17 protein-coding genes are annotated in these 26,312 nt (G+C 71.0%); 13 read left to right on the plus strand and 4 right to left on the minus strand.

Annotated features, from left to right (window positions below):
• Positions 1 to 279: 279 nt before the first annotated feature.
• The 7 genes from ABZ098_RS12085 to ABZ098_RS12115 all read left to right on the plus strand — a co-directional run bounded on the left by ABZ098_RS12085 (position 280) and on the right by ABZ098_RS12115 (position 11,382).
• Positions 280 to 1,629, plus strand: coding sequence for an extracellular solute-binding protein (locus tag ABZ098_RS12085; RefSeq protein WP_356589858.1), 1,350 nt, complete (start codon positions 280 to 282; stop codon positions 1,627 to 1,629).
• The gene (locus tag ABZ098_RS12090; RefSeq protein WP_356589860.1) at positions 1,626 to 2,618 is read left to right on the plus strand and encodes a sugar ABC transporter permease; all 993 of its coding nucleotides are present in this window, start codon (positions 1,626 to 1,628) and stop codon (positions 2,616 to 2,618) included. Before ABZ098_RS12085 ends, ABZ098_RS12090 begins: the two co-directional genes overlap by 4 nt.
• 59 nt (positions 2,619 to 2,677) lie before the next feature.
• Positions 2,678 to 3,502 carry a carbohydrate ABC transporter permease gene (locus ABZ098_RS12095; protein ID WP_356590506.1) on the plus strand — a complete coding sequence of 275 codons (825 nt, stop codon included), beginning with the start codon at positions 2,678 to 2,680 and terminating at the stop codon, positions 3,500 to 3,502.
• Between the two features lie 34 nt (positions 3,503 to 3,536).
• Positions 3,537 to 5,066, plus strand: a complete 1,530-nt coding sequence (locus ABZ098_RS12100) for a glycosyl hydrolase family 28 protein (RefSeq protein ID WP_356589862.1) — start codon at positions 3,537 to 3,539, stop codon at positions 5,064 to 5,066.
• A complete protein-coding gene (locus tag ABZ098_RS12105) occupies positions 5,063 to 8,413 on the plus strand; it encodes an alginate lyase family protein (protein ID WP_356589864.1) in 3,351 nt (1,116 codons plus the stop codon). The genes ABZ098_RS12100 and ABZ098_RS12105 overlap by 4 nt, the downstream gene beginning before the upstream one ends.
• 39 nt (positions 8,414 to 8,452) lie before the next feature.
• Positions 8,453 to 9,706 carry an alginate lyase family protein gene (locus ABZ098_RS12110; protein ID WP_356589866.1) on the plus strand — a complete coding sequence of 418 codons (1,254 nt, stop codon included), beginning with the start codon at positions 8,453 to 8,455 and terminating at the stop codon, positions 9,704 to 9,706.
• Between the two features lie 89 nt (positions 9,707 to 9,795).
• Entirely contained in the window at positions 9,796 to 11,382 is a 1,587-nt protein-coding gene (locus tag ABZ098_RS12115; RefSeq protein ID WP_356589868.1) for a carboxylesterase family protein, read from the plus strand.
• A gap of 18 nt (positions 11,383 to 11,400) precedes the next feature.
• Here the strand turns inward: ABZ098_RS12115 and ABZ098_RS12120 are convergent, their stop codons facing one another.
• Together ABZ098_RS12120 and mmuM are read right to left on the minus strand one after the other, a co-directional pair.
• Positions 11,401 to 12,456, minus strand: a complete 1,056-nt coding sequence (locus ABZ098_RS12120) for a LacI family DNA-binding transcriptional regulator (protein ID WP_356589870.1) — start codon at positions 12,454 to 12,456, stop codon at positions 11,401 to 11,403.
• Positions 12,457 to 12,641: 185 nt separating this feature from the next.
• A complete protein-coding gene (gene mmuM, locus ABZ098_RS12125; RefSeq protein ID WP_356589872.1) occupies positions 12,642 to 13,583 on the minus strand; it encodes a homocysteine S-methyltransferase in 942 nt (313 codons plus the stop codon).
• Between the two features lie 92 nt (positions 13,584 to 13,675).
• On the opposite strand from mmuM, the gene ABZ098_RS12130 reads away from it, so the two are divergent.
• Entirely contained in the window at positions 13,676 to 14,800 is a 1,125-nt protein-coding gene (locus ABZ098_RS12130; protein ID WP_356589874.1) for an aminoglycoside phosphotransferase, read from the plus strand.
• Positions 14,801 to 14,842: 42 nt separating this feature from the next.
• Here ABZ098_RS12130 and ABZ098_RS12135 read toward each other — a convergent pair whose 3' ends face one another.
• Positions 14,843 to 16,933: an autotransporter gene (locus ABZ098_RS12135; protein ID WP_356589876.1), complete on the minus strand. Its 2,091-nt coding sequence runs from the start codon at positions 16,931 to 16,933 to the stop codon at positions 14,843 to 14,845.
• Positions 16,934 to 17,122: 189 nt separating this feature from the next.
• On the opposite strand from ABZ098_RS12135, the gene ABZ098_RS12140 reads away from it, so the two are divergent.
• On the plus strand, positions 17,123 to 18,199 hold the full coding sequence (locus ABZ098_RS12140) for a glycoside hydrolase family 43 protein (protein WP_356589878.1): 1,077 nt from the start codon (positions 17,123 to 17,125) through the stop codon (positions 18,197 to 18,199).
• Positions 18,196 to 19,608 (plus strand): RICIN domain-containing protein, encoded by a 1,413-nt coding sequence (locus tag ABZ098_RS12145; protein WP_356589880.1) that lies wholly within the window; start codon positions 18,196 to 18,198, stop codon positions 19,606 to 19,608. The genes ABZ098_RS12140 and ABZ098_RS12145 overlap by 4 nt, the downstream gene beginning before the upstream one ends.
• 2 nt (positions 19,609 to 19,610) lie before the next feature.
• Here ABZ098_RS12145 and ABZ098_RS12150 read toward each other — a convergent pair whose 3' ends face one another.
• A complete protein-coding gene (locus ABZ098_RS12150) occupies positions 19,611 to 21,293 on the minus strand; it encodes a rhamnogalacturonan lyase B N-terminal domain-containing protein (RefSeq protein WP_356589882.1) in 1,683 nt (560 codons plus the stop codon).
• Positions 21,294 to 21,485: 192 nt separating this feature from the next.
• Here ABZ098_RS12150 and ABZ098_RS12155 point away from each other — a divergent pair, with 192 nt between their 5' ends.
• From ABZ098_RS12155 to ABZ098_RS12165, 3 genes are all read left to right on the plus strand, one after another.
• Positions 21,486 to 22,526 (plus strand): rhamnogalacturonan acetylesterase, encoded by a 1,041-nt coding sequence (locus ABZ098_RS12155; protein ID WP_356589884.1) that lies wholly within the window; start codon positions 21,486 to 21,488, stop codon positions 22,524 to 22,526.
• A gap of 92 nt (positions 22,527 to 22,618) precedes the next feature.
• On the plus strand, positions 22,619 to 24,322 hold the full coding sequence (locus tag ABZ098_RS12160) for a DUF2264 domain-containing protein (RefSeq protein WP_356589886.1): 1,704 nt from the start codon (positions 22,619 to 22,621) through the stop codon (positions 24,320 to 24,322).
• 24 nt (positions 24,323 to 24,346) lie between these two features.
• Positions 24,347 to 26,311 carry a PE-PGRS family protein gene (locus ABZ098_RS12165; protein ID WP_356589888.1) on the plus strand — a complete coding sequence of 655 codons (1,965 nt, stop codon included), beginning with the start codon at positions 24,347 to 24,349 and terminating at the stop codon, positions 26,309 to 26,311.
• The last annotated feature ends 1 nt before the right edge of the window (position 26,312 follow it).

Raw genomic sequence — 26,312 nt, forward strand, 5'->3', positions numbered from 1 at the left:
CACTCCTGACACACTGAGTGGAAACTGTTTCTGAAAACGTCTTCTACAGCAGATCTACCGTAGGTCTGGCGTCGAGGCGTGGTCAATCGCTGAAGCGGCCTGGATGACAACCGGTTTCTCCGCAGGGCCGTGTCGGCGAGGTTACACAGACTTTTCGAAAGTTCGTCAGGCCTCTTGACGCCGTTTCCGGACAGGGCAGAAGCTCTGCCCCAACGCAGCAACCGGTTGTCTACCGGTTCTCGCGTTCCCATGAACGGACAGAGCAGGAGGTGGTGCGTCGTGCGCCCACACGCCGGTGCCGCGTTGAGCCGCCGCCGTTTTCTCTCCCTTTCCGCAGGCGGTGCCGTGGCGGGAGCGGCGTCGCTGAGCGGCTGCGCGATGCAGGTGTCGAGCGCGGTCGGCGGCTCCGGCGAGACCGTCACGGTGATGGCCAAGGCCGACGACATCTCACCGGAGCTGATCAAGCAGGCCCAGAAGGACATCGGCGTCAGGATCAACACGGTGCTGTACAGCACCAGCAAGCTGATCGCGATGATGACCAACGGCAACCCGCCGGACCTGGTGCGCGGTGTCGGCGCCGTGGACGCCCCGTACTACGCGGCCCGGGGCGTGATGGAGGACCTGGACCCGTACTTCGCCAGGAGCAGCGTCCTGCGGGTGGACGACCTGGACCCGGTCAACGACCTGTGGCGCTACGACGGCCGTGTCCAGGGCAAGGGCCCCCGCTACGGCATGGCGAAGGACTTCTCCCAGGACTCGATGTTCTGGTACAACACCGCCCTGTTCGACGAGGCGGACGTCGACTACCCGCCGGAGCTCGCCCCGGTCACCTACGAGGAGTGGCTGGACACGGCCAAGCGCCTCACCCGCCGCCGCAACGGCCAGACGACCGTGTTCGGCGGCAGCTACAACGGCGTGCTCACCCCCAACCTGCTGGCGAGCCTCACCGTGGCCGCCGGAGGAAACCTCTTCACCGACGACTACTCCCGGGTCGACTTCACCACCCCCGAGGCCCGTAAGGCGCTCGGCTGGTACATCGACTACTGCCGGACCAAGGTCGGGCCCAGCATCGTCCAGCCCGACCCCAACACCTGGGACGGGCCCACCTTCCAGGCGAACCGGCTCGCCATGTCGAACTCGGGCTACTGGCTCGGCGGTCTGATCAACGCGGACAAGAAGCTCGCCCCGCTGTCCCGGCTCGCCCCCGCCCCGTACTTCGAGGGCGGCCGGCGGGTCAGCCCCTGCCAGGCCGGCACCGGCTTCTGGATCCCGAGCAAGGCACACCACAAGGACGCCGCCTGGCGGGTCTTCGAGTGGTTCTTCGGCGAGGCCCCGGCCAAGGCGCGCGCCTCGGGCGGCTGGGGCATCCCGACCCTGAAGTCACTGCGACCGCTGATGCCCGCTCAGGAGGACTACCAGAAGCGGGTGCTCAAGGTGCAGGAGGCCGAGCTGAAGCACTACTCGGTGATCGCCTTCACGCCGTACGCCACCGCGGACTCGCTCCTTGCCCTCTTCAACCAGATAGCCCCCGCCGCCATGACCGGCGGCATGTCCGTCGACACCCTCGCGGGGCGGCTGAACTCGGCCATGAACGCTCAGCTCAAGCGCGGTAAGGAGCAGGTCGGATGACGGTCGATCAGATGTCCACGGTCGCCGAACGGCGCCGCTCGGCCCCGGCGGAGGGTTCGGCCCCTTCCCGGCCGCGCACCTCCATCGCCACCCGCAGGCACCGGGCGTTCTACATGTTCGTCTCGCCCTGGATCATCGGCTTCGCGGTGCTGACCATCGCGCCGATGGCGTACGCGCTGTGGCTGAGCTTCACCACCTTCGACGGCATCTCGCCCCACTGGCACTACGTCGGTCTGGGCAATTACCGCGAGCTGTTCTCCGACGCGCAGACCTGGCAGTCGCTGGGCCGCACCGGCCTGTTCGCGATCGCCTCGGTACCGCTGTCGATCGCCGCCGGGCTCGGGCTCGCCGTACTGGTGAACCGGCCGCTCAAGGCGCGCGGGCTGTTCCGCACGCTGCTCTATCTGCCGGCGGTGGTGCCGCCGGTGGGCGCGGGCATCGCCTTCAAGCAGCTCTTCGACCAGAACTCCGGTGCCGCCAACGGGGTGTTGAACTTCTTCGGCATCGACGCCCTCGGCTGGCTCGCCGATCCCTACGCCCGTTACGTACTGATCATGACGGTGCTCTGGACCGCCGGGAACATCATGATCATCTCGCTGGCGGGGCTCCAGGACATCCCCCGCGAGCTCCTCGAAGCGGCCCGGATCGACGGTGCGAGCGCCTGGCGGAGCTTCCGCAGCGTCACGGTGCCGCTGCTGTCACCGGTGCTGCTCTTCCAGACCGTGACCGGGGTGATCGCCTCGGTGCAGACCATCATGCCGCTGCTGCTGGCCCCCGACCCGACCCCGGCCGGCATCACCGCGCTCCCGCAGTCCACCTACCTCTACATGATGCACGTGTTCGCGGAGTACTTCGCGTTCGGCCGCTACGGCTACGCCTCCGCGCTGCTGTGGGTGCTCTTCGTCCTGATCCTCGTCGCGACCGGAGTGATCTTCAAGGCCACGTCGGGCGTGGTGTTCTACAACGTCGACCCGGAGGCGAAGAAGTGACCGCCACCAGCCCCACCGCCCCGGCCCCCACGGGCGCCGGCCTCAAGCCCGCCCCCCGCGTGCGCGTGCGCGTCAACCGTCTCGTCCTGTACACGGTGCTCGTAGCGATCACCGGCCTGTTCCTGGGCCCCTTCGGCTGGCTGGTCATCTCCGGCCTCAAGACCCCGGCGGAGCTCGCGGCCTCGCCCGTGCACTGGCTGCCGGCACACGTGCAGTGGCACAACATCGCCGACGCCTTCAACCTCATCGACTTCCTCGGCTACGCCCGCAACTCCCTGGTCATCGCGCTGATCTACGCCACGCTCGTCACCCTGAGCTCCGCATGGGTCGGCTTCGGCTTCGCCCGCCTCGAAGCCCCCGGCAAGAAGACCCTGTTCGGCATCCTGCTGGGCTCGATGATGCTGCCCCAGATGATCACCCTGCTTCCGACCTACCTGATCTTCGCCAAGCTCGGCATGGTCGACACGTACTGGCCGTGGGTGCTGTGGGGCCTGTCGTCCGCCCCCTATCTGGTCTTCCTCTTCCGGCAGTTCTTCGCGGGCCTGCCCCGGGAGCTGGAGGAGGCCGCGATCGTCGACGGCTGCGGCTACGCGGCGATCTTCTGGCGGATCTTCCTCCCGCAGTCCTGGCCGGTCCTCTCCGCGAGCTTCGTGATCGCGTTCACCTGGACGTGGGGCGACTACATCGCCCCGCAGCTGCTGCTCTCCACGGACCGCACCACCCTCGCGGTCGCGGTCATGTCCACCTACGTCACCTCGGCCGGCACCCCGGTCACCAACCTCCAGGCCGCGGCCTCGGTGATGTACGTCGTCCCGATCCTGCTGATCTTCCTCGTCGCCCAGCGCGGTTTCGTCGCCGGAATGTCGACGACCGGCCTCAAGTAGCCCGCCCCGTACCCCTGTTCGCAAGGAGTTCCGAATGAACACGCCGTTGTCCCGCCGTACGGCCCTCCAGGCGGCCGGTGCCACCGTGCTCGCCGCGGGTCTGACCGACCTGACGGCCACGGCGGCCCGGGCCGACGACACCGCCGGCGTCACGCCGAAGCTGGTCACCTATCCCCGCCCGTCCGCGATGCCCACCAACACCAGCTTCAAGGTGCGGGTGCGCACCGCCCCCGACGGCGAGTGGCAGACCCTCGACATCTGGCGGCCGCAGCTCGGCGAGATCAACCCCACCACCGGCTCCAGCAAGACCTACAACTCCTCGCTGGCGTACTTCGACTTCCAGGGCTCCGTCGAGGTCGAGGTCACCTACCTCAAGGGCGGCACCACCAAGGTCCGGGTGAGACCGGACTCCTACGGCATCAAGCCCGAGGTGCTCGGTGACACCCTGCGCTTCACGCTCGACCAGCCGCGCAACCTCGTCGTCCAGATCAACGACGACATCTTCGACTGCCTCCACCTGTTCGCCCGCGCCGTCGAGAAGAACAAGCCCGCGCAGGACGACCCGGACGTCCTCTACTACGGCCCCGGCGTCCACACCACCGCCGACGGCACCCTGCTCGTCCCCTCCGGCAAGACCGTGTACCTCGACGGCGGCGCCGTCCTCAAGGCCACCGTGATCTTCCGGAACGTGGAGCACGCGGGGATCGCAGGGCGGGGCGTGCTGGCCGGGACCGCGGGCGGCGGGGCCCTGGTGGAGAGTTCGCGCAACATCTCCATCGGCGCCGTCACCGTGCTCAACCCCAACGGCTACGCGGTCCAGTTGGGCGAGGCCACCGGTGTCACCATCAAGGGGCTCGGCTCCTTCAGCAACAAGGGCTGGGGCGACGGCATCGACGTCTTCTGCTCCAGCAACGTCGTCATCGACGGCGTCTTCATGCGCAACTCCGACGACTGCATCGCCATCTACACCCACCGCTGGGAGTACTACGGCGACACCACCGACGTCACCGTGCGCAACTCCACCCTCTGGGCGGACGTCGCCCACCCCATCAACGTGGGCACGCACGGCAACACCGACAACCCCGAGGTCCTGAAGAACCTCCGCTTCAAGAACCTCGACATCCTCGACCACCGTGAACCGCAGATGAACTACCAGGGCTGCATCGCCCTCAACCCCGGCGACTCCAACCTGATCAAGAACGTCCGCATCGAGGACGTACGGATCGAGGACTTCCGCTGGGGCCAGGTCATCTACATGAAGGTCATGTACAACACGAAGTACAACACCTCGGTCGGCCGCGGCATCCAGAACGTCTACGTCAAGAACCTCAGCTACACGGGCACCAACGCGAAGCCGTCGCTCTTCCTCGGCTACGACGCCAAGCACGCCATCGAGGACGTCACCTTCGAGAACCTGGTGATCAACGGACTCGTCGTGGCCGACTCGATGAAGAAGCCGAGCTGGTACTACACCACCGACACGGTCCAGTGGTTCGCCAACGAACACGTCACGAACCTCAGGTTCATCACCACCGCCGAGGCCGAGGCGGCCGCCGCGTCATGAGCACCAGGCCCCTGGGACCCATCACCCCGTCCCGCCGCGGCTTCCTCGGCGGCACGGCGGCCCTGCTGCTGGTGGCGGGGGCGAGCGGACTGCTCGCCCCCGGCACCGCCCGGGCCGCCGACCGGAAGTCCGGCAGCCGTGCCTTCGCGCACCCCGGCCTCCTGCACACCGCCGACGACCTCGCCCGCATGAAGGCCGCCGTCGCCGCCAAGCAGTCCCCGATATACGACGGCTACCTGGCGTTCGCGGCCCACGCGCGCTCCAAGTCGACGTACACCATCCAGAACACCGGGCAGATCACCTCCTGGGGCCGTGGCCCCACCAACTTCCAGAACCAGGCGGTCGCCGACTCGGCCGCCGCCTACCAGAACGCCCTCATGTGGGCCGTCACGGGCAACCGCGCCAACGCCGACAAGGCCCGTGACCTCCTCAACGCCTGGTCGGCGTCCCTCACCATGATCACGGGAGCGGACGGCCCGCTCGGCGCCGGACTCCAGGCCTTCAAGTTCGTCAACGCGGCCGAACTGCTGCGCCACACCGGCTACGACGGCTGGGCCGACGCGGACATCGCCCGCTGCGAGCGGTCCTTCCTGGACGTCTGGTATCCGGCCGTCTCCGGGTACATGCTCTACGCCAACGGCAACTGGGACCTGACGGCTCTTCAGACCATCCTGGCCATCGGAGTGTTCTGCGAGGAACCCACCCTCTTCGAGGACGCGCTCCGCTTCGCCGCGGCGGGCGCGGGCAACGGCTCCCTCGCCCACCGGATCGTCACCGACGCCGGCCAGGGCCAGGAGTCCGGCCGCGACCAGGGCCACGAACAGCTCGCGGTCGGTCTCACCGGTGACATCGCCCAGGTCGCCTGGAACCAGGGCGTCGACCTGTGGGCGTACGACGACAACCGCGTCCTCGCCAACTTCGAGTACGCGGCCCGCTACAACCTCGGCAACGACGTCCCCTTCACCCCCGACCTCGACCGCACCGGCAAGTACCTCAAGCAGACCGTCTCCGCCACCGGCCGCGGCACCCTGCCCCCGATCTACGAGATGGCCTACGCCCACTACGCCGGCGTCCGCGGCCTCGACACCCCGTACACCGAGGCGGCCGTCTTCCGCGGCACCGGCGGCGCCCGGGTCGTCGAGGGCAGCAACGACGACCTGCCGAGCTGGGGGACCTTCGCCTACGCGGGGGCCACGGCACCCGCCCCCACCGCGCCGACCGCGCCGGCGGGGGTCACGGCGGTGGGGGAGCGGGCCGGGATCACGGTGAGCTGGCTGCCCTCGACGTGGGCCACCAGCTACACCGTCCTGCGCGCCACGCGCCCCCAGGGGCCGTACGAGCAGATCGCCACCGGCGTCGACCGGCCGACGTACACCGACGACCGGGTGCGCGCGGGAGGGACGTACCACTACACCGTCGTCGCCGCCAACTCCCTGGGCAGCAGCGGTGATTCGGCCTCCGCCTCGGCCACCGCCGGCCTCCCGGAACCCTGGTCGACCCAGGACGTCGGGGACGTGCGGATCCCCGGCTCGGCGGTCTTCGACGGTGAGCGGTTCGTGCTGGAGGCGAGCGGCACCGCCGACGCCCACCGGCTGGTCCAGCTGCCCCTGCGCGGCGACGGCACGATCACCGCGCGGATCGTGTGGCCGCTGAGCTCGCAGTACTCCAAGATCGGCGTCAGCCTCCGGGACTCCCTCGACGCGGACGCGGCCCACGCCGCCATGGTCATCCAGGGGCTCCCGCTGCACACCTGGAGCGGGGTGTGGACGGTACGGCCGTCGAAGGGGGCCAACGTCTCCGCGACCGGCAGCACACCGGTGCCGCCCTCGCAGCGGACGGCGATCACCACCGGCGCGGGCTTCCCGATCTCCGGCCTGGGCGCCCTGCCCGAGTCGGCGACCCCGCTCGAAGCCCCCTATGTCGAGGGAGCGGGGGACGGCTACCGGCTGCGCATGCCCTACTGGGTGCGCGTGACCCGCAAGGGCCGCCGCTGCACCGGCGCGATCTCCCCGGACGGCGTCCGCTGGGCCGAAGTCGGCTCCACCGAGGTCGCGTTGGGGCGGACGGTCCACGCGGGCCTCCTCCTCACGTCCTGCCTCGGAGTCGACGCGGACTACGCCGAGACCGGCACCGGCGCCTTCGACAACGTCACCGTGACCTCCGCGACCGCGGGCGAGATCTGGTCCGTGCCCGAACCGGCCCGCGCCGCGGGGGACCTGCGGGCGACGACCGGCCCCGACGCCGTCGAGCTGGCCTGGACCGACCCTGATCTCTCCGCCCGCTACAAGGTCCTACGGGCGACGGACCCCGACGGCCCCTACCGCACCCTCGCGACCGGCCTGGGCCCGGTCGGGTCCGGCACCCGCATCCGGTACGCGGACGCCACCGGCACCCCCGGGACGACGTACCACTACGCCGTCGCGAAGACGAACGCGGCCGGGCGCGGCCCCCTGTCGGAACCCGCCTCCGCGTCGATGCCGACCCCCTCCGTCCCCGAACTCACCTCCGCCGACACGGCGTTCGCGAACAAGGGGGTCGCCTTCCGGCACGTCCTGCGGGCCTCCCACGACCCCGTCCGGTTCACCGCCACCGGCCTCCCCGACGGCCTCCGCGTCGACAGGCGCACCGGACTGATCCACGGAACGCCCCGCGAGACCGGCGAGTTCACCGTCACCACCACCGCCGGGAACGCGGCGGGCGACGGCACCGCGCCCCTCACCCTCACCGTCGGCACACCCCCACCGTCCCCCTGGACGTACGGCGACCTCGGCGACGTGGTCCTCGACGACCGCGCCTTCGGGACACTCGGCGTCGCCGCGGTCCTCACCCCCGGCAGCACCGCCCACCAGGACGGGACCTTCGTGGTGCGGGGCGCGGGCGTCGACCTGAACGTCAACAACCAGGGCATGACAGGGCAGTTCGCCAGGCGGCCCGTCACCGGCGACTGCCAGGTCACCGCCCGGCTGGTCTCCCGCACCGGAGCCGGCGCCGACCGCGTCGGGCTGCTGATGGCCAAGTCGCTGTCACCGTTCGACCAGGCGGCCGGAGTCATCGTCACCGGCGGCACCACCGCGCAGCTCATGCTGCGCAGGACCGTCGCCGGCGCCTCCGCCTTCACCGGCAACGCGACCGTCCAACTCCCCGCACTGCTGCGGCTGAAGCGCACCGGGACCGTCTTCACCGCATCCGTGTCGTCCGATGACGGCGCCACCTGGACCGACCTCGCCTCCGGTGAGATCCCCGGCTTCGGCGACGCCCCCTTCCACGTCGGCCCGGTGGCCTGCTCCCGCAGCCCGCTGGCCCTCGTCACCTCCGAGTTCGACGAGGTGAGCATCACCCCGATGTGATCCCCATCTGATTCCCCCCACGGAATGGAGATGCACAGCATGAGCCGCACATCCCCCCACGAGCACCTGCACAGAGCCGAGTTGAGCCGCCGCGGTCTCCTGCGGACCGCGGGCGGGCTCGGCGCCGCGCTCGCCCTGGGAAGCGGCGCGTTCGCCGCCACCACGGCGGACGCGGCGCCGGCGACCTGGACCCACCCGGGCATGCTGCACAACGCCGGCGACATCAACCGGGCCAAGCTCAGGGTCGCCGCGGGCACCGACCCCTGGCTCTCCGGCTGGAAGAAACTGGTCGCCAACTCCCACTCCCAGTCCACCTGGACCAACCGGGCCACCGCCACGATCATCCGCGGCGGCACCGGCGAGAACTACTCCCTGCTCTTCAACGACATCGCCGCCGCCTACCAGAACGCCCTGCGTTGGCAGGTCGGCGGCACCGAGGCCAACGCCGCGTGCGCCGCGAAGATCCTCAACGCCTGGTCGAGGACGCTGACTTCGGTCACCGGCAACGCGGACCGGTTCCTCGCGGCCGGCATCTACGGCTGGCAGTTCGCCAACGCCTGCGAACTCATGCGCGGCTACAGCGGCTTCGACCTCGCCGCCGCCCAGGAGATGCTGACCAAGGTCTTCTACCCGCTCAACAACAGCTTCCTGACCAACCACAACGACGCCTGCATCACCAACTACTGGGCCAACTGGGACCTGTGCAACACGGCCTCGATCCTCGCCATCGGCATCCTCAACGAGGACGGCGCCAAGTACGACCAGGCCGTCACCTACTTCAAGTCCGGCGCCGGCAACGGCTCCCTCGCCCACGCGGTGCCCTACCTCTACACCGACTCGGCCGGCTACGCGCTGGGCCAGTGGCAGGAGGCGGGGCGCGACCAGGGCCACACCGTGATGAGCATGGGCCAGATGGGCGCCGTCTGCGAGATGGCCTGGAACCAGGGCGACGACCTCTACTCCTACGACGGCCGCCGCTTCATGAAGGCCGCCCAGTACGTCGCGAAGTACAACCTCGGCCAGGACGTGCCCTTCACCACCTACAACTGGGGCACCGGGCAGAACTGCGCCGCCTCCTCCCAGACCGTCATCTCCGCCACCTCCCGCGGCCAGGTCCGCCCGGTCTGGGCGATGCTCCACTTCCACTACAACCGGCGCCTGGGCCTCGACGACAAGTACATCTCGCAGATGTACTACGACCTCGTCGCCCCCGAGGGAGGAGGCGGCGACTACGGCACCACCAGCGGAGGCTTCGACCAGCTCGGCTTCGGCACCCTGATGTACGCCAAGTAGCCGCCGAACCGCGCTCTGCACCGGAATACCGAGCCGAGATGTGATGCTCTGTTGTTCACGGTGCAGCAGCGCGGTGAGGAGGCTGGTGGATGACAGCAGTCCAGGCGGACCCCGTGGTCAGTACGCCGTACGGGGAGGTGCGCGGCCGGTACGAGAACCGTGTCGCGGTGTTCCGGGGCATCCCCTACGCGGCCCCGCCCTTCGGCCCCCGCCGCTTCCGGCCACCGGAGCCGCCCGAGCCCTGGGACGGGGTGCGCGACACGGTCGACTTCGGGCCGACGGCACCGAAACCGCCGTACTCCGACGCCTTCGCGCAGTACCTCTCCGACCCGTCCGTGCCCGGCGACGACTGCCTCAACCTCAACGTGTGGACGCCCGAGCCCGGCCCCGGGGCCCGGCTCCCGGTCCTGGTGTGGCTGCACGGCGGCGCCCTGACCAGGGGATCCTCGGCGGTGCCGGTGTACGACGGGCATGCCTTCGCCCGGGACGGCGTCGTGTTCGTCTCGGTGAACTACCGGCTCGGCGTCGAGGGCTACGGCCTCTTCCCGGACGCCCCCGCCAACCCCGGCCTGCGCGACCAGCTCGCCGCGCTCCAGTGGGTCCACGAGGCGATCGGGGCCTTCGGCGGCGACCCGGGGCGGGTGACGCTGGCCGGGCAGTCGGCCGGGGCGATCAGTACCGGCGCCCTGCTGGCCGCCCCCCGGGCCCAGGGGCTCTTCCGGCGGGCCGTCCTCCAGAGCGGGCCGCCCGAGGCGAGCGACCGCGACAAGGTACGGCGGATGGTGCGCCGCATGGCCACCCGGCTGAAGGTCCCCGCCACCGCCGCGGCCTTCGCCGACGTCGACCGTGACCTGCTGCTGCGCACCCAGGCCGAGGTGGGCCGGCTCAGCAGCCCGGTCCTCGGCGGCCCCGCCTTCGGGATCGTGGTCGACGGCGACCTCGTGCCGCGCGACCCCCTGGAGGCCCTCACCGAGCCGGGTGCCGCCGTCGCGAAGGACGTCGACCTGATGCTGGGCTGGACCAGCGAGGAGTACCGCCTCTGGCTCGTCCCGGGAGGGCTCCTGGAGCGGGTCGACCGGCTCGGCCCGGTCGCCCTCGCCGGCGCCATGGCTCGCTGCCACTGCGGCTTCGAGGTGGTCCGCGGCTACCGCGCCCTGCACCCCGGCGCCGGCACCGCCGAGATCGTCGGCCAGATGGTCACCGACCACCTGCTCCGCATCCCCCTGCACCGCCTAGCCGAGGCCCGCCCGGGCTCGTCGTACGTCTACGAGTTCGCCTGGCCCTCGAACCTGCCGCAGCTCGGCGCGTGCCACGCCCTGGAGCTGGGCTTCGTCTTCGACACCGGGAACACCCCCGAGTCGGCCAAGCTCGCGGGCGAGGGCGCCCCGGCCGAGCTCGCCGAGGCCATGCACGGGGCGTGGGTGCGCTTCGCCGCCGACGGCGACCCCGGCTGGCGGCCCTGGGACACCACCCACCCCGTGCGGGTCTTCGGCAAGGGCGACCCCCACCTCGTGTCCGGCCCTCGGGACGGCGATTTCGCGGTGTGGACGGCGGACCCGACCACCGAGGAGACGGCGCCCGTGTCGGAACCGGTGGAGGGCTGGCCCGGGCGGACCGCGGAACTGCGGTCGGCCGTACGACGGCTGCGGCGCTCCGGCCTCGCAAGGCGGCACTGACGGCGGGCCCGCCGAATCTCAGCCGCCGGTCGCCCCGACCGAGTCCCTGACCACCACATGGGTGCCCAACAGGAGGTGCTCGTCCGGATCCTCCGCGGTACGGCCGAGCGCGGTGCGTACGGCGAGGCGGCCCAGTTCCTCGTAGGGGACGTGGACGGTGGTGAGCGCCGGGTGCAGGTCGCGGGCGAAGGGGATGTCGTCGTAGCCGGCCAGGGAGACGTCCCCGGGGACGTCGAGTCCGGCCTCGTGGAGGGCGGTCAGGGCGCCCGCCGCGACCATGTCGGTGGCGGCGACCACGGCCGTGAAGTCCAGGCCGTCCTTCAGGGCCCGGCGCATCAGACGGTGACCGGCGTCGCGGGTGAAGTCGCCGTTCAGGACCAGCGCGGGATCGGGGTCCAGGCCGCGCGCGCGGTGCGCCGCGAGATAGCCGCGCTCACGGCCCTGCGCGGTGGTGTGGTCCGCCCTGCCGCCGAGGAACAGGACCCGCCGGTGGCCCTGGGACAGGACGTGGGCGACGAGCGCGTAGGCGCCGCTCTCGTTGTCGTACTCGATGACCGTGACCGGCGCCCCGGGGCCCAGCGGGGGCCTGCCGCACAGCACGAGCCGCGATCCGGCCGAGGCCAGCGAGTCGGCCATGCGGCGGGTGCGCTCGCGGTACTCGACGGTGTCGGCGGCGCCGCCCACCAGGATCACGGCGGCGGCGCGCTGGGCCCGCATCATCTCCACGAACTCCAGTTCGTGCTCGACGTCCCCCTCCGTGCTGCACACCAGACACAGATGGCCCAGCCGGGTCGCCTCGCGTTCCACACCGTGCGCCATCAGCGCGAACGAGGGCCCGGTGATGTCCTCGAGGACGAACGCGAGCGTGGGGGTGCCGACCCCGGCGATCGCCTTCGCGCGCGCGTCCGCCACGTAGTCCATCTCGCGCACGGCACGCATCACGCGCGTGCGTGTCGCCGCGCTCACCGGATACACCCCGCCGAGCACCCGCGACACGGTCGACGCGGACACCCCGGCCCGCGCCGCCACGTCCCGGATCGTGCTCCGGCTCGCGTCCTCGCTCTTCCTGGTCATACCTGCCTCGCCCCCTCGGGAACAGCGGCAACACCCATGGAAACCGGTTCCCGAGCGGAGGCTAGCAGGACGACGAGGCGAGGTTAAGGCCTTCAGGGGCGTGGGGAACCGCGCGAGCAACCACGACGAGGCTCAAGCCGCAGAGCGACAGAACCCCTCCGGCGAGAAGGCGCACCGCCCGCCCGCTAACGCACCGCCCCCGCGATCCCGGCGATCGCCTCGGGCCCTACCCGGCAGCACCCCCCGACCAGCCGTGCCCCGCCCTCCTGCCAGCCGCGCACCTGCTCCGGGGCGAAGGACGAGTCGCCCTCCCACGCGCGCGTGCCGGCGTTCCAGCTCTCCCCGCTGTTGGGATAGACGACGACCGGCTTGCCGGTGACCCGCGCGGCGGTCTCGATCGCGGCCGGCACGTCCTCGGGAACACAGCAGTTGACGCCCACCGCGACGACCTCGTCCACGTCGGCGGCCAGGGCGAACGCCTCCTCCAGGGGCTGGCCGGCCCGGGTGCGGCCGCCCGCGACGGAGTAGGAGAGCCAGGCCGGCACACCGAGACCGCGGACCGCCCGGAGCAGGGCCTCGGCCTCGTCGGCGTCCGGGACCGTCTCCAACGCCAGGACATCGGGTCCGGCCGCCGCCAGCACCTCGAGCCGGGGCCGGTGGAACGCCTCCAGCTCGGCCACGCTCAGGCCGTACCGCCCCCGGTACTCCGAACCGTCCGCGAGCATCGCGCCGTACGGCCCGACCGAGGCCGCCACGTACAGCGGCCGCCGGACCCCCTTCGCCCCCGCCTGCCGTGTCGCCTCCCGCGCCAACCCGACGCTCAGGGCGAGGAGTTCGGCCGCCCGCTCGCGCTCGATCCCGCGCTTGGCGAACCCCTCGAACGTGGCCTGGTAGCTGGACGTGATCGCCACGTCCGCGCCCGCCTCGTAGTACGCGAGATGCGCCTCGGTGATCGCCTCGGGCCGCTCGGCGAGCAGCCGTGCCGACCACAGCTCGTCGCTCAGGTCGTGTCCGGCGGACTCCAACTGGTTGGACATGCCGCCGTCGAGCACGACCGGGCCGGCCGCGAGGGCCTCGGCGAAGGGGCGGGCGGGGGCGTCGGGGAGTTCCGGGGTGTCGCTGCTCATGCCTCGACGCTAACCGAACGGCCGCCGGACGGCCCCGGCTGTCCGGTCCGCGAACACCGTGACCGGCATGCGGGACCACTACGCTCTCCCGTATGACCGACCTGGACGCCGGCCTCGTGGCCGCCGAAGCGGTGGAGGTCCTCGGCCCGGGCACCGGCCCGGTCTTCGCGTCCTCCCTCACCCACAACCCCGGCAACGGTGTCACCGCGGGGGTCTGGAGCATCACGTTCGGAGAGCGGACGGCGGTGCTCAAGGTCCTCACCCGCGCCAAGGACGTCACCGGCGCGTGGGCGGCCTCCGAGGACCCCCGGCACTGGAACCACTGGCGGCGCGAGGCGGACGTCTACACCTCGGGACTCGCCCGGGCCTGGCAGCCGTACGGCATCCGCGCGCCCCGCCTGCTCGCCTGCGTCGAACGGGCGGACGGCGATGTGGCGCTGTGGCTGGAGCGGGTGCCGGGCAGACCCGCCCAGCGCTGGTCGATCGACGCCCACGTACGGCACGCCCACCGGATGGGACGGGCGCAGGGGGCCGTCGGCGCGCGGGACGAGCCCTGGCTGTCCCGGCGGTTCCTGCGGGAGTACACGGGTGCGAAGACCGAGGGGCGGGAGCTTCTCGACGACGACGAGGCCTGGCGGCAGCCGCTGATCCGGGACCACTTTCCCGCGGGGCTGCGCCGTGACATGGTCCGGCTCCACCACGACCGCGAGTGGTTCCTCCAGATCATGGAGTCCCTGCCGCGTGCCTTCAGCCACCTCGACCAGTGGCCGGCGAACGTCCGCGCGGACGGGCGGGACAGTGTGCTGCTCGACTGGGCGTTCGCGGGGGACGGAGCGCTCGGGGAGGACCTCGGGAACTACCTGTCCGACTCGGTCTTCGATCTGTTCGTGCCCGCCGACCGGTTGCCCCGGTACGCGGCGGCCGCCTACCACGCCTACCTGGAGGGGCTCCGGGCGAGCGGGTGGCGGGGCGACGAGCGGGCCGTACGGCTCGGGGTGTGCGCGTCGGCCGTGAAGTACGACTGGCTCACGGCGCTGCTGCTGGCGCGGGCGGGGCAGGAGCGGCAACTGGACCACGGGGGGCGGCGGGAGGTGTCCGTGCAACGCCGGTACCGGGAGCGGGGGCTTGCGCTGGCGTTCCTCGCGGAGTGGGCGGAGGAGGCGCGCGGCCTGGCGCCTGGGCTCGGATACCCCGCGGCGCCCAGTACTTCTCTGTGAGGTCGAGCGCTGCGGAGGGGCGCCGTGGAGCCCCGGCGCCGATCAGTGCGCCGCGTGGCGCCCGCCCGGGCGTTGCCTGCCCCGCCTGCGCACGGTCGGGGGGATCACCAGACCGGCCAGCAGCCCCAGCGCCAGGATGTACGGCCACCAGCCGAGCCCCTCGGCCACCTCGCCCGTGGGGTGGGGTGCCGCGACCGCCGCGTTCGGCGTCGAGGCGGGACGGACCAGCGGGGAGGCTTTCGTCGAGACGGCGGTCAGCATCACGTCGTTGCCGTCGCCGCCCCGGTAGGTGATCCGGTAGGTCGTGTCGGCGAGTTCGAGTCGCGTGCCCTCCTTCAGGCCCTTGAAGGCACCCCTGGTCCTCGCGCCGCCCTTGTTGTCCAGCACGGTGATCCTGCGTGCCGGGTGGGTGCCGGCCGCGGCGAGGTCGAGGTCACCGGACAGCCGTACGGGGCCGGTCACCTTCAACGGGCTCTTGCCCAGGACCAGTTGGCCCCTCGCGCTCTGGGAGTATCCGCCGGAGACGGTCAGACCGCCCGCCACCACGCCGTCGTTGGTGACCGCGCCCTTCACCGTGCCCTTGCCGGACAGCGAGGAGACCACCCGGAGGCCGACCGGGCCGGCGTCCAGCCGTGCGGTCGCCGAGGTGAGACGAACCGCCCTGCTGCGGGCGAGCGTCGCTCCGCCGCGCAGGGCCAGCGTGCCCTTCTCGACCGTCGTCGTGCCCGTGTAGGTGATTCCGCTGCCGGTCAGTGTCGTGGTCGCCCGGCCGGCCTGGGTGAGCGAGCCGCTGCCGCTGATCCGGGGCAGGGTCAGGGACTTGGCCGTGTTGTCGAGGATCAGCGAGCCGTCGTTCACGACCTTGTAGTGGCCGCCCCCGGTGTAGAGCCCGCCGTCACCCCCCGGCCTGCCGCTGCCCAGGCGGAGCACGGCACCCTTCTCGACGGTCGTGGAGCCGTCGTAGTACTGGACGGCCGCGAAGGTGACGTCGTTGCCCTTCGTGCCCTTGATGACGATGTCACCCGCGCCGGGCGCGGACAGGGTGTCGTGGAAGCGGCCGCCGCCGATGGGGGCGCCCAGGGTGACCGGCCCGTTGTAGTCGAAGGTCAGCAGGGAACGGGAGCGCGCCGCGAGGAGGTTGATGTAGACCGTCTTCGCCGTGCCCGGCATGAAGATCCTGCTGGTCGTGCCGTCGCCCCACTGGACGTTCGCGCCCTTGATGTTGGTGCCGCGCTTGTTCACGTTCTTGGGGGCGGGCGTCCAGTTGAGGGCGGGGTCGCTGAGCGAGGGATCGGTGTCGCCGCCCTGGTTCGACCAGGAGTACTGGCCGGTGAGGATCACCTTGCCGCCCGGCCGGGACTGGACGTTGATGTCGCTGCCGTACTCGCGCTGGTAGAAGTCCATCCGCTGGGTGACGGTCTGCCCGAGCGGGGTGTCCACGGTCCAGGTGCCCTGGTTCAGCACCTTGCGCACGTTCGGCAGGGCGGTCGCGTACTCGGGCCGTCCGGCGTTGGCCTGCGTGCCGTTGTCGATCACCCCGGAGAACGGGCCCGACGTCAGGTCCCAGGTGCCCCACAGGAAGCGCGGCTGGGTGACCAGGCCGGAGCCGCTCACGGTGCCCAGGTTGTAGGCGCTCTTCAGGGACAGCCGCAGGGTGCCGTCGACCCGGATGTTGTCCTGGTTCAGCCGGAACGCCGGGGTGGCGTAGGGGAAGTGGCCGATCAGGCCGGTCGTGCCACCGTCGCCGTACTGGAGGGTCGCCCCGCGCTCGACCGTGACCGCGGGCGGGTCGGGGCGGGTCGTGGTGACGTACGGGTGGTTGCCGCCCGGCGTCCGCACGGACTGCCGTTGCCGCGACCGGGGCAGCGTGAAGTCGCTGTCCCTCGTGAGGATCAGCGTCCCGCTGCCGCGCACGGTGAGCGTGCCCGTGCCGCGGAGCACGCCGTCGTACGTCGTCGTGCCGGCCGGGACGGTGACGACCGTGTCGCCGGTCAGCGTGACGTCCCGGCCCGCGAGGACGTCGGCGGTGGCGTCCCGGGGGCCGGCCGCCAGCGCGGGGGGAGCGGTGGCCAGGAGGGCGACCGCCGCCAGGGCACCGGCGGCCGCTGCTGTTCTGTGGAAATGGCTGCGCACATGACCGGAGACGGGCGGGACGGGAGGCGATAACAGAAAACCGAAACAGAAAGCGCCTTCTTTTGGTCGCGTCCGACCCGTTGACCTCCTGGTTCCCCAGCCGTACCTTTCGGCTGTTCGCAATCACCAACAGATGTTCTCAATATCGAACATCGCTCTCAGGACACCCCCACCCGAGAGGCAGTCCGTATGAGCCGCGCCCCCGACGTCCCCCACCGACGACTGCTGCTGAAAGGTGCCCTGGCCGCGGGCGCCCTGGCCGCGACCCCCACAGCGGCCGAAGCCGCCCCGCGACCGAAGAAGGCCCCCGCCTTCGTGAACCCGCTCGTCCGCAACCGCGCGGACCCGTACATCCACCGTCACTCCGACGGCTACTACTACTTCACCGCCACCGCCCCCGAGTACGACCGCATCGTCCTGCGCCGCTCACGCACCCTCAACGGCCTCGCGGGCGCCGACGAGTCCGTCATCTGGACCAAGCACCCCACCGGTGTCATGGGCGCCCACATCTGGGCGCCGGAGATCCATCGCATCGGCGGCAAGTGGTACATCTACTTCGCCTCCGCGCCCGCCGAGAGCGTGTGGGACATCCGCATCTGGGTCCTGGAGAACGCCAACCCCAACCCGTTCAAGGGCACTTGGGTCGAAAAGGGTCAGGTCAGGACCGCCTGGGAGACCTTCTCCCTGGACGCCACCACCTTCACCCACCGCGGCACCCGCTACCTCGCCTGGGCCCAGCACGAACCCGGCCTGGACAACAACACCGGCATCTTCCTGTCGAGGATGGCGAACCCATGGACACTGACGGGCCCTCAGATCCGGCTCTCCACACCGGAGTACGACTGGGAGTGCGTCGGCTACCGGGTCAACGAAGGCCCCTCGGTCATCGCCCGCAACGGCCGCCTGTTCATGACCTACTCGGCCAGCGCCACCGACTGGCACTACTGCATGGGCCTGCTCACGGCCGACGCGGACGCCGACCTCATGAACCCGGCGAGCTGGTCCAAGTCGCCGACCCCCGTCTTCACCAGCAACGACACCACCAAGCAGTACGGCCCGGGCCACAACTGCTTCACGGTCGCCGAGGACGGTCGCAGTGACGTCCTCGTCTACCACGCCCGCCAGTACAAGGAGATCGTCGGCGACCCGCTGAACGACCCCAACCGCCACACCCGCGTCCAGAGGCTCGGCTGGCGCGCGGACGGCACCCCGGACTTCGGCATACCGGTGGCGGACACCATCACGGACACGGAGGTCGCGTCATGAGACGTGCTTACGCAGTACTGCTCGCCCTGTGTCTGGCCCTGGCCGGCGCCCTGGTGACCGCGGGACCGGCCCAGGCCGCCCCGCTGACGATCCCCAACGGCGTCCAGTTCACGGACACTTCGGGGAACGCCCTGCACGCCCACGGCGGCGGGGTCATCAAGGTCGGCTCCTACTACTACTGGTTCGGCGAGGACCGCAACGCCGACAACACCTTCCGGTACGTGGACGCGTACCGCTCCACCGACCTGAAGAACTGGGAGTTCAGGAACCACGTCCTGACCCAGTCCAGCGCCGCCGAGCTCGGGACCGCCTACATCGAGCGGCCCAAGGTCATCTACAACGCGACCACCGGCAAGTTCGTGATGTGGATGCACAAGGAGAACGGCACCGACTACAGCGAGGCCCGCGCCGCCGTCGCCGTGTCGTCCACCGTCGACGGCAACTACAGCTACCAGGGCAGCTTCCGCCCGCTCGGCCAGTACATGTCCCGTGACATCACGACGTTCGTCGACACCGACGGCACCGGCTACATGGTCTCGGCGGCCAACGAGAACTACGACCTGCACATCTACAGGCTCACCGCCGACTACACCGGCATCGCGAGCCGCGTCGCCAACCCGTGGCCGGGCGGCCACCGTGAGGCGCCCGCCCTCTTCAAGCGGGGCAACGTCTACTTCATGCTGACCTCGGGCGCGACCGGCTGGAGCGCCAACCAGCAGCAGTACGCCACCGCCACCTCCCTCGCGGGGCCGTGGACCTCGATGGCCAACGTCGGTGACTCCACGACCTACAACTCCCAGACCGCGTACGTCCTTCCGGTGCAGGGCACCTCGGGCACCTCGTACCTCTACATGGGCGACCGCTGGGGCAACTCCTTCGGCGGGACCGTCAACGACTCGCGGTACGTGTGGCTGCCGTTGACCTTCCCGAGCTCCACCACGATGTCCATGTCCTGGTACCCCGAGGTCACGATCGACGCGGCCGCCGGGACGGTCTCCGGCACCGGCGCCACGTACAACACGCTGGTCGCCCGCAACAGCGGCAAGTGCGCCGACGTGGCCGACCAGTCGCTGTGGCAGGGGGTCGCGATCAGCCAGTACACCTGCAACAGCGGCGCCAACCAGAAGTGGTGGTTCAAGAGCCTCGGCAGCGGCTACTACCAGCTCGTCGGCCGCGGCAGCTCGCTGTGCCTCCAGGAGAACGCCTCCACGGTCACCCAGGAGAACTGCTCCTCGAGTGCCACCACCCAGCAGTGGTCGGTGGTCACGTCGGGCTCGTACGTGAACATCAAGGCCCGTGCCAGCGGTGAGTGCCTGGACGTGAACGGCGCGTCCACCGCCAACTCCGCCGCGATCATCACGTACACGTGCAATGGAGCGACCAACCAGCAGTGGACACGCGGTACATGACGTCAGCTCAGTAGATCGATGGCGTCGATCGACGTGCCCGCGCTGAGATAGGCCGTCGACCCCGAACCGCTCACGATGTTGATCTTCAGCGTGTTGTACTGGCCGGTGTCCGTACGCCAGGCACTGGCCGGGACGCTGTAGGTGAACGTGTAGTTGTTGCCCCGGTAGGACCCGTTGGTCAGGGACCGGGTGCTCGGCTGCGTGGGCGGGGAGGGGATCGCCGACGTCCAGGTGTCGTTCACGACGACCTGCGGCCGCCCGTTGGCGTAGGCCGTCGTCACGCCGATCCGCAGGGTGTGCGCGGCGGCGGCCTGCGCGGCGGTCAGCTTGAAGTACACCAGCAGACCGCTGTTGACGTCCTTCCACAGGTAGCAGGGGAAGGCGGAGGTCTCGGTACCGCTGCCGATCACCACGTTGCCGGTCCAGGAGGAGGCGCGGACGTCGGAGGGGTGGGCGTACGTCATCAGATCGGCGTTCTTGAAGCCGCCGGGCGTGCCCGTCCAGTCGTTGATCCGCCAGATCGCGCCCGCGTTGCTCGGGTCGTTCGAGGACGGGATCGCGATCGTGTTCAGGGTGGTCGTACCGCCGGCGGTCACCGTCACCGAGGTGGTGTACACGGCGAGTTCGCTCTTGAAGACGGTGAGCGTGTACGTCCCCGGAAGGACTCCGCCGATGGAGAAGTTGCCGTCCGAGGAGCGTGCCGAGCCCCAGTACTGGGCGGCCGAGTTGGCGAGGCCGACGGTGTACGGGTACGCCGTGTCGCGGCCCGTGATGCCGACGCCCGCGACCTTGCCCCGGCCGCCCGAGCCGACGTAACCGGAGATGCCGAGCGAGTCCGCCCAGGAGGTGGTGAGCGTGCCCGGGAACAGTGAGGAGGAGGGCGCGCCGCCGTCCGTGAGGGCGATGACGTACGGGCCCTGGAGGCCGAAGCGCTCGTTCTCCGTCTGGTTCTGGGCGTAGTGCAGGATCTCGTACAGGCCGCCGCCGTCCGCGCTCTGGTGCCGCAGCAGCGAGCGGTAGAAGGGACCGCCGGACGCCTTCTCGTGGTTGGAGCGGACGATCCACAGGCCGACGCCGTTCGCGCTCCAGCCGATGTAGTCGTAGTCCATGACCCGCCGCTTCGAGTAGTGCTTCGAGCGGGTCTGACCGTCGGACTTCGCGAAGACGTCCGCGGCCTCGATGGTGGTGGGCGCGTAAGTATAGGAATCGGGCTCGTCGTTGAGGAACAGGCCCGCCTTCACGCGCAGGATGAAGCGGGTGGAGGCGACCGAGGTGTCGGCCCGGTTGGTCCACAGGTAGACGTTGTTCTCGCCGCTGCGGGCCGCGTAGTAGTGCCGGAGCGTGCCGTACGCGACCGAGATCAGGATCGTCGACCCGGACTGCTTGATCGTGACGGTGGAGGTGCCGAGGCCGGACTCGATGTGCGAGTTCTTGCCGCCGTAGCCCTGGTACTCGGTGCCCTTGTAGACGAGCGAGGTCAGGTCGCCGTTGGTCTTGCTGACCTTGAAGACGAGGTTCGCGCCGGTGTCGACGACGTAGTTCGAGCCGTCGTCGGACCAGCCGAAGCCGGCGGCGGACGCGCTCGTGGCGAGCGGCCCGGCGAGGGCGGCGGTGCCCGCGGCGGCCGCGGTGCCGAGGACGAAGGTACGGCGTCCGACCGTTCTGGACACGGAGGATTCGGACATGGGGGTGCCTCCTTCGAGAGGTGTGGGGGTGGGGCAGGCACTTGGAGAGTGACAGTTGAATCGATTTCGCGAAAGGGCTTTCGTGCGCTGGAGGTTGGCGACTTTGTGAAATTGGTCCAAGGTCTAGAAAGCGCTTGCAGAAGGCGGTACGGTCCGGCGCCAGGTGTTGTCCCCCTGACGGAGGAACCGCGAATGAGACGTTTCAACCTCGCCCTGCTGGCGGCGGTGGCACTGGCCTCGGGCCTGACGGCCGTCCCGGCGCAGGCGCACCCAGCACGTCCGCTCGGTCTCGACAACTGCACCGCCGACGCCTGCCACTTCGCCGTCCCGCCGGGCACGTACGACGTGAAGGTCCTCCTCGGCGCCGACACCGCGTCGAGCACGGCGATCAGCGGCGAGACCCGGCGCTCGCTGCTGCCGGAGACGGCGGCCCCGGCCGGCGAGCGCGTCGCCCGCAGCTTCACCGTGAACGTCCGCACCCCGGAGGGCGAACCGACCGGCCCCGACGGCACACCGGGCCTGGACCTCGTCCTGGGCGGCTCGGCCCCCGCCCTCGCCGACATCAAGGTCACCCGCGCCCGGCACACCCGCCAGATCCTCCTGGTCGGCGACTCCACGGTCTGCGACCAGCCCGGCGACCCCTACTCCGGCTGGGGCCAGCAACTGCCCCAGTACCTGCGCAAGGGCGTGTCCGTGGCCAACTACGCCGACTCCGGCGAGAGCACGGTGACCTATCTGTCCGAGCCACGCCTGTGGGCCACGGTCCAGCCACTGATCCACCGCGGCGACCTCGTCCTGATCCAGCTCGCCCACAACGACAAGACCACCGACGAGGCGACCTACCGGGCGAACCTGGAGACTCTGGTCGCGGGTGTGAGGGAGAAAGGCGGGAACCCTGTCCTCGTGACGCCCATCGTGCGACGCTGGTTCAACTCGGACGGCACGCTGAACAACGGGACGGCCCTGCTGGTCAACGGCCTCGGGGTGGACCATCCCGCGGTGATCCGCTCGGTGGCCGCAGCAGAGGACGTCCCGCTGGTCGACCTGACGGCGAAGACGAAGTCGCTCGTGGAGTCCCTCGGCGTGGAGGGCTCCAAGGCGATCTACCTCTACAACGAGAAAAGGGACAACACCCACACCTCCGTACACGGCGCCACCGTGTACGCGGGCCTGGTCCGCGACGAACTGGTCGCACAGGGACTGGTGCCCGAAGGGGCCGTGAGGGTGGGATAGACGCCTGGGGCGTCCCGACCGGAACCGGGGCGCCCCAGGTCTGTGACGCGAGCCTGCGAGTCAAGCCTGTGATGGGAAAAAAGAGAGAACCGATGCACCTGCCCCCCGAGGACCGCACCCTCAGTCCCCGCACCGGCTACACGCGCGCCCACTGGGAGGCCGCCGCCGACGCCCTGCTCGCCGCCGTCGAGCCGTACACCACCGGGGACCGCGCCCTGTACCACCTCCCCGGCGACCGCGAGAGCTGGTCCGGCCGCCTCTCCGACGGCCTGGAGGGCTACGCCCGTACGCTCCTGCTGGCGGCCTTCCGCCAGGACGCGACCGCGCTGGAGCGGTACGCCGACGGACTCGCCGCCGGCGTCTCGGGCATCTGGCCGCGGATCGAGGACCGCAGCCAGCCCTTGGTGGAGGCCGCGTCGATCGCGTTCGCCCTGCGGATCACCAAACCGCTGCTCTGGGACCGCCTCGACGACGCCGTACGCCAGCGGGCCGCCGCCTGGCTCGGCGACGCGCTCACCGCCGAGGCGTGGCCATGTAACTGGGAACTCTTCCCCGTCACGGTCGCCGGTTTCCTCTCCTCGGTCGGCCACCAGCCGGAGGCCTCCCGCAAGGCGATCGACCGCGGCCTGGAACGCATCGAGCAGTGGTACGTCGGCGACGGCTGGTACACCGACGGCGACGGCCGCAAGTTCGACTACTACAACGGCTGGGCCATGCACCTCTACCCGGTGCTGCACGCGTGGCTGGCCGAGGACGACCGCCTGCTGGACCTGTACGGCGGTCGCCTCTCCCGCCATCTCGACGACTACGCCCGCTTGTTCGGCGCCGACGGCGCCCCGATGCACCAGGGCCGCTCCCTGACCTACCGCTTTGCGACCACCGTCCCGCTGTGGCTGGGCGCCCTGACGGGCCACACCCCGCTGCCCCCCGGCGAGACCCGGCGACTGGCCTCAGGCGCCCTCAAGTACTTCCTGGACCGGGGCGCGGTGGACTCCCGCGGCCTGCTCACCCTTGGCTGGCACGGCCCGAACCCCGCTGTCCTGCAAGGCTATTCGGGCCCGGCGTCCCCGTACTGGGCGAGCAAGGGCTTCCTCGGTCTGCTCCTCCCGGCCGACCACGAGGTGTGGACGGCGGTGGAGGAGCCGGGCCCGGCCGAGCGCTCCGACGCGGTCACCTCGATCGCCGCCCCCAACTGGCTGCTCCAGTCCACGAGTTCCGACGGCCTGGTCCGCCTCCACAACCACGGCAGCGAGGACGTCCGCTACGACCCGTACTACACCCGCCTCGCCTACTCGACGGTCACCGAGCCCTCGGAGTCGTCCTCCGCGTCGTACGACAACAGCCTGGTGGTGGACGGCGATCCGAGCCGGACGGAGATCGAGCCGTTGGGGGTGGGGGAGGGGTGGGTGGCGTCGCGGCACACGGCGGCCGGGAGTGTGCGGGTGACCAGTGCCGTGCTCGCGCGCGGCGCTGTGGAGGTACGCGCCTTCCTCGTGACCGGAGCCGAGCCCGGGACACCGGTACGGGTGACTGGATGGGCCGCGCGGGAGGGTGTGCGGGCCGAACTGCTTCCCGCCGTGGGCCTCGACGACGAGCTGGGCGGGGTGACGGGCGAGGGGGACACGCTGTTCGTCGCACTGGCCCGCCTCACCGGTGACGCGGACGCCGCGCCGTTGGGGGAGACGGTGACCGTACGGGCCGCGGGGGCGGGGGAGTTGACGGTGGCGTGGAGCGGGGGCACCGAGACGCGGGTCCGGCTGAAGAGCTCCTCGGTGGACATCACCGCCGGGGGCTGAGTCGCCTCGGGCAGTATGAGGATCATGGGTGGGAGAGACGAACTGGTCGAACTGCTGGGCCGGGCAGGGCTGGAGGTCGTGGGGGACTGGCGGGTCGAGGAGGTGCCGCCGCCGCAGTTCGCGTGGCGGTACGTCATCGCGTGGCAGACCGAGCCGACCGTCGCGGTGGCGGACGACCGGCCGGACCTGATCGCCGAACTCAACGCCCAGTGGCACCGGCTGGCGACCGAGGCGGGGATCCTCGGCGGCGACGGGGTGTTCCTGATCGACTTCTCCGGCACCGGGCGTTGGGTGCGGGTACGGCTCACCGACGGCTGGGACCTCGCGGGGGTCCTGGGGCCGCGCCCGGGGCAGCCGGAGTTCCTCACGCTGTCCCTGGACGGGGACACCATGGTGGGCGCCACGACCGAGGAGTACGCGGTCTGGCTGGTCGCCGTCGACCGGCTCGGGGAGCGGAGGGAGGCGGCGGCGCTGGCCGCCGCCGAGGAGAGCCCGCAGGACCGGGCCGAGTCCTGGGAGGCGCTGTTCCGGGGACCGCGAGCCCGCGGGAAACTGCTCGACGCGTGGGCGAGCGGGCTCTGGCGCAACCCGGCGGCCCCGCAGGAGCTGCGGCACGAGCTGTGGGAGAGGGCCCGCTACGGGATGTACGGCGCCCTGCCGACGGAGGTCGTGGACGCGGCACTGGCCCATCCGGACTGGAGAACGCGGGCCCTGGCGGCCGAGGTGCAGCCGAACATCACGCCCGAGCAGTGGTCCCGCGTGATCCTCGCGGAGCGGGACGAGCGGCAGCGCTGGATCCTCACCTTGCTGGCCGCCGACCGCCGGGCACGACTCCCCGAGGACACGTGCCGGACGCTCGCGGCCGACCCGTCCGCCCGCGTGCGTGCCGAGACCGCCCGTCTCCAGGGCCTGCCCGCCTCCGTGTCGGTCGCCCTGGCAGCCGACCCCGACGGCGGCGTCCGGTACGCCGCCTGCGGACCGGCCTGGCCGCACCTCGACGCCGCGGCACGGCAGGGGCTGCTGAACGACTCCGAGGACAAGGTGCGAGCGGAGGCGCTGCTGTTGCACCACCTGGACCATCCGCTGCCCCGCTCGGTCTACGAGGCACAGGACATCGGGACCCGCGCCCTGGAGACCTGCACTCTGGAGCGCGACCTCGCCGAGCACCTGGCGCGGAACGGGAAGCCGGATGAACGCGGCTCTCTCGCCAGGAACCTCCGTCTCGACCCTGATCTGGTGGCCCTCCTCGGCGAGGACCCCGATCCCGGTGTCCGCTTCGTGGTGTCCCTCCGTGCCGACCTCACCGAGGAGCAACGCGCCGGAATCCACTACGACTTCGACCCGCGCGGACGGTACCACCCCCTCGACTGGGTCGTCGCCCTCCACCACGACGACGAGGCCATGCGCCGCCTGGCAGCCTCCTCCCACCCTGTCGTGCGCCGAAGCGTCGCCCGCGCCCGGCACCTCCCGCCCGACGTCGTCGAACTCCTCGCCCGTGACGAGGACCGCGTCGTCCAGCTCTTCCTCGCCGAGTCATGCGACGACGCGCCAGCCGACATGCTCCTGCGGGTGTGGCAGTGGTGGGACGGCAGCCTCACGGTCCCCGACCGTCCGCGCGGCCACCCGAACTTCCCCCGCCGGGACCTCGTGCGGTACGCCGACGATCCGAACCCGCGTATGCGCAGGCTCGCCCTCGACGACCCGGAGTCCACACCCGAGCTGGTCGAGCGGCTCAGCCGGGACAGGAGCGCGGAGGTCCGTTATCGGGCCGCCACCGATCCACGACTGTCACCGGCCGCCGCGGCACGGCTGACGGAGGACCCGCACGAGCACATCCGCAACGCGGCCGCCGAGCACCCCCACCTGCCGGCCAAGCTCCTGACGCGGCTGTTGCGCGACCCTGGCACCGCGGAGGCCGCTGCCCGGAACCCGGGACTGCCCGTCGACGTCATGCGGCGGATGGCCGCGCGGATCAGCCGCTGTTCCTAGG

It is taken from the genome of Streptomyces sp. NPDC006335, from assembly GCF_040612795.1.
Classification (GTDB): Bacteria; Actinomycetota; Actinomycetes; order Streptomycetales; family Streptomycetaceae; genus Streptomyces.

Coding starts and splice junctions, on each gene's coding strand:
- ABZ098_RS12160 (WP_356589886.1), top strand. CDS start 22,619: ATGCACCTGCCCCCCGAGGACCGCACCCTCAGTCCCCGCACCGGCTAC.
- ABZ098_RS12120 (WP_356589870.1), bottom strand. CDS start 12,456: ATGACCAGGAAGAGCGAGGACGCGAGCCGGAGCACGATCCGGGACGTG.
- ABZ098_RS12140 (WP_356589878.1), top strand. CDS start 17,123: ATGAGCCGCGCCCCCGACGTCCCCCACCGACGACTGCTGCTGAAAGGT.
- ABZ098_RS12110 (WP_356589866.1), top strand. CDS start 8,453: ATGAGCCGCACATCCCCCCACGAGCACCTGCACAGAGCCGAGTTGAGC.
- ABZ098_RS12130 (WP_356589874.1), top strand. CDS start 13,676: ATGACCGACCTGGACGCCGGCCTCGTGGCCGCCGAAGCGGTGGAGGTC.
- ABZ098_RS12090 (WP_356589860.1), top strand. CDS start 1,626: ATGACGGTCGATCAGATGTCCACGGTCGCCGAACGGCGCCGCTCGGCC.
- ABZ098_RS12105 (WP_356589864.1), top strand. CDS start 5,063: ATGAGCACCAGGCCCCTGGGACCCATCACCCCGTCCCGCCGCGGCTTC.
- ABZ098_RS12155 (WP_356589884.1), top strand. CDS start 21,486: ATGAGACGTTTCAACCTCGCCCTGCTGGCGGCGGTGGCACTGGCCTCG.
- ABZ098_RS12100 (WP_356589862.1), top strand. CDS start 3,537: ATGAACACGCCGTTGTCCCGCCGTACGGCCCTCCAGGCGGCCGGTGCC.
- ABZ098_RS12150 (WP_356589882.1), bottom strand. CDS start 21,293: ATGTCCGAATCCTCCGTGTCCAGAACGGTCGGACGCCGTACCTTCGTC.
- ABZ098_RS12165 (WP_356589888.1), top strand. CDS start 24,347: ATGGGTGGGAGAGACGAACTGGTCGAACTGCTGGGCCGGGCAGGGCTG.
- ABZ098_RS12145 (WP_356589880.1), top strand. CDS start 18,196: ATGAGACGTGCTTACGCAGTACTGCTCGCCCTGTGTCTGGCCCTGGCC.
- ABZ098_RS12115 (WP_356589868.1), top strand. CDS start 9,796: ATGACAGCAGTCCAGGCGGACCCCGTGGTCAGTACGCCGTACGGGGAG.
- mmuM (WP_356589872.1), bottom strand. CDS start 13,583: ATGAGCAGCGACACCCCGGAACTCCCCGACGCCCCCGCCCGCCCCTTC.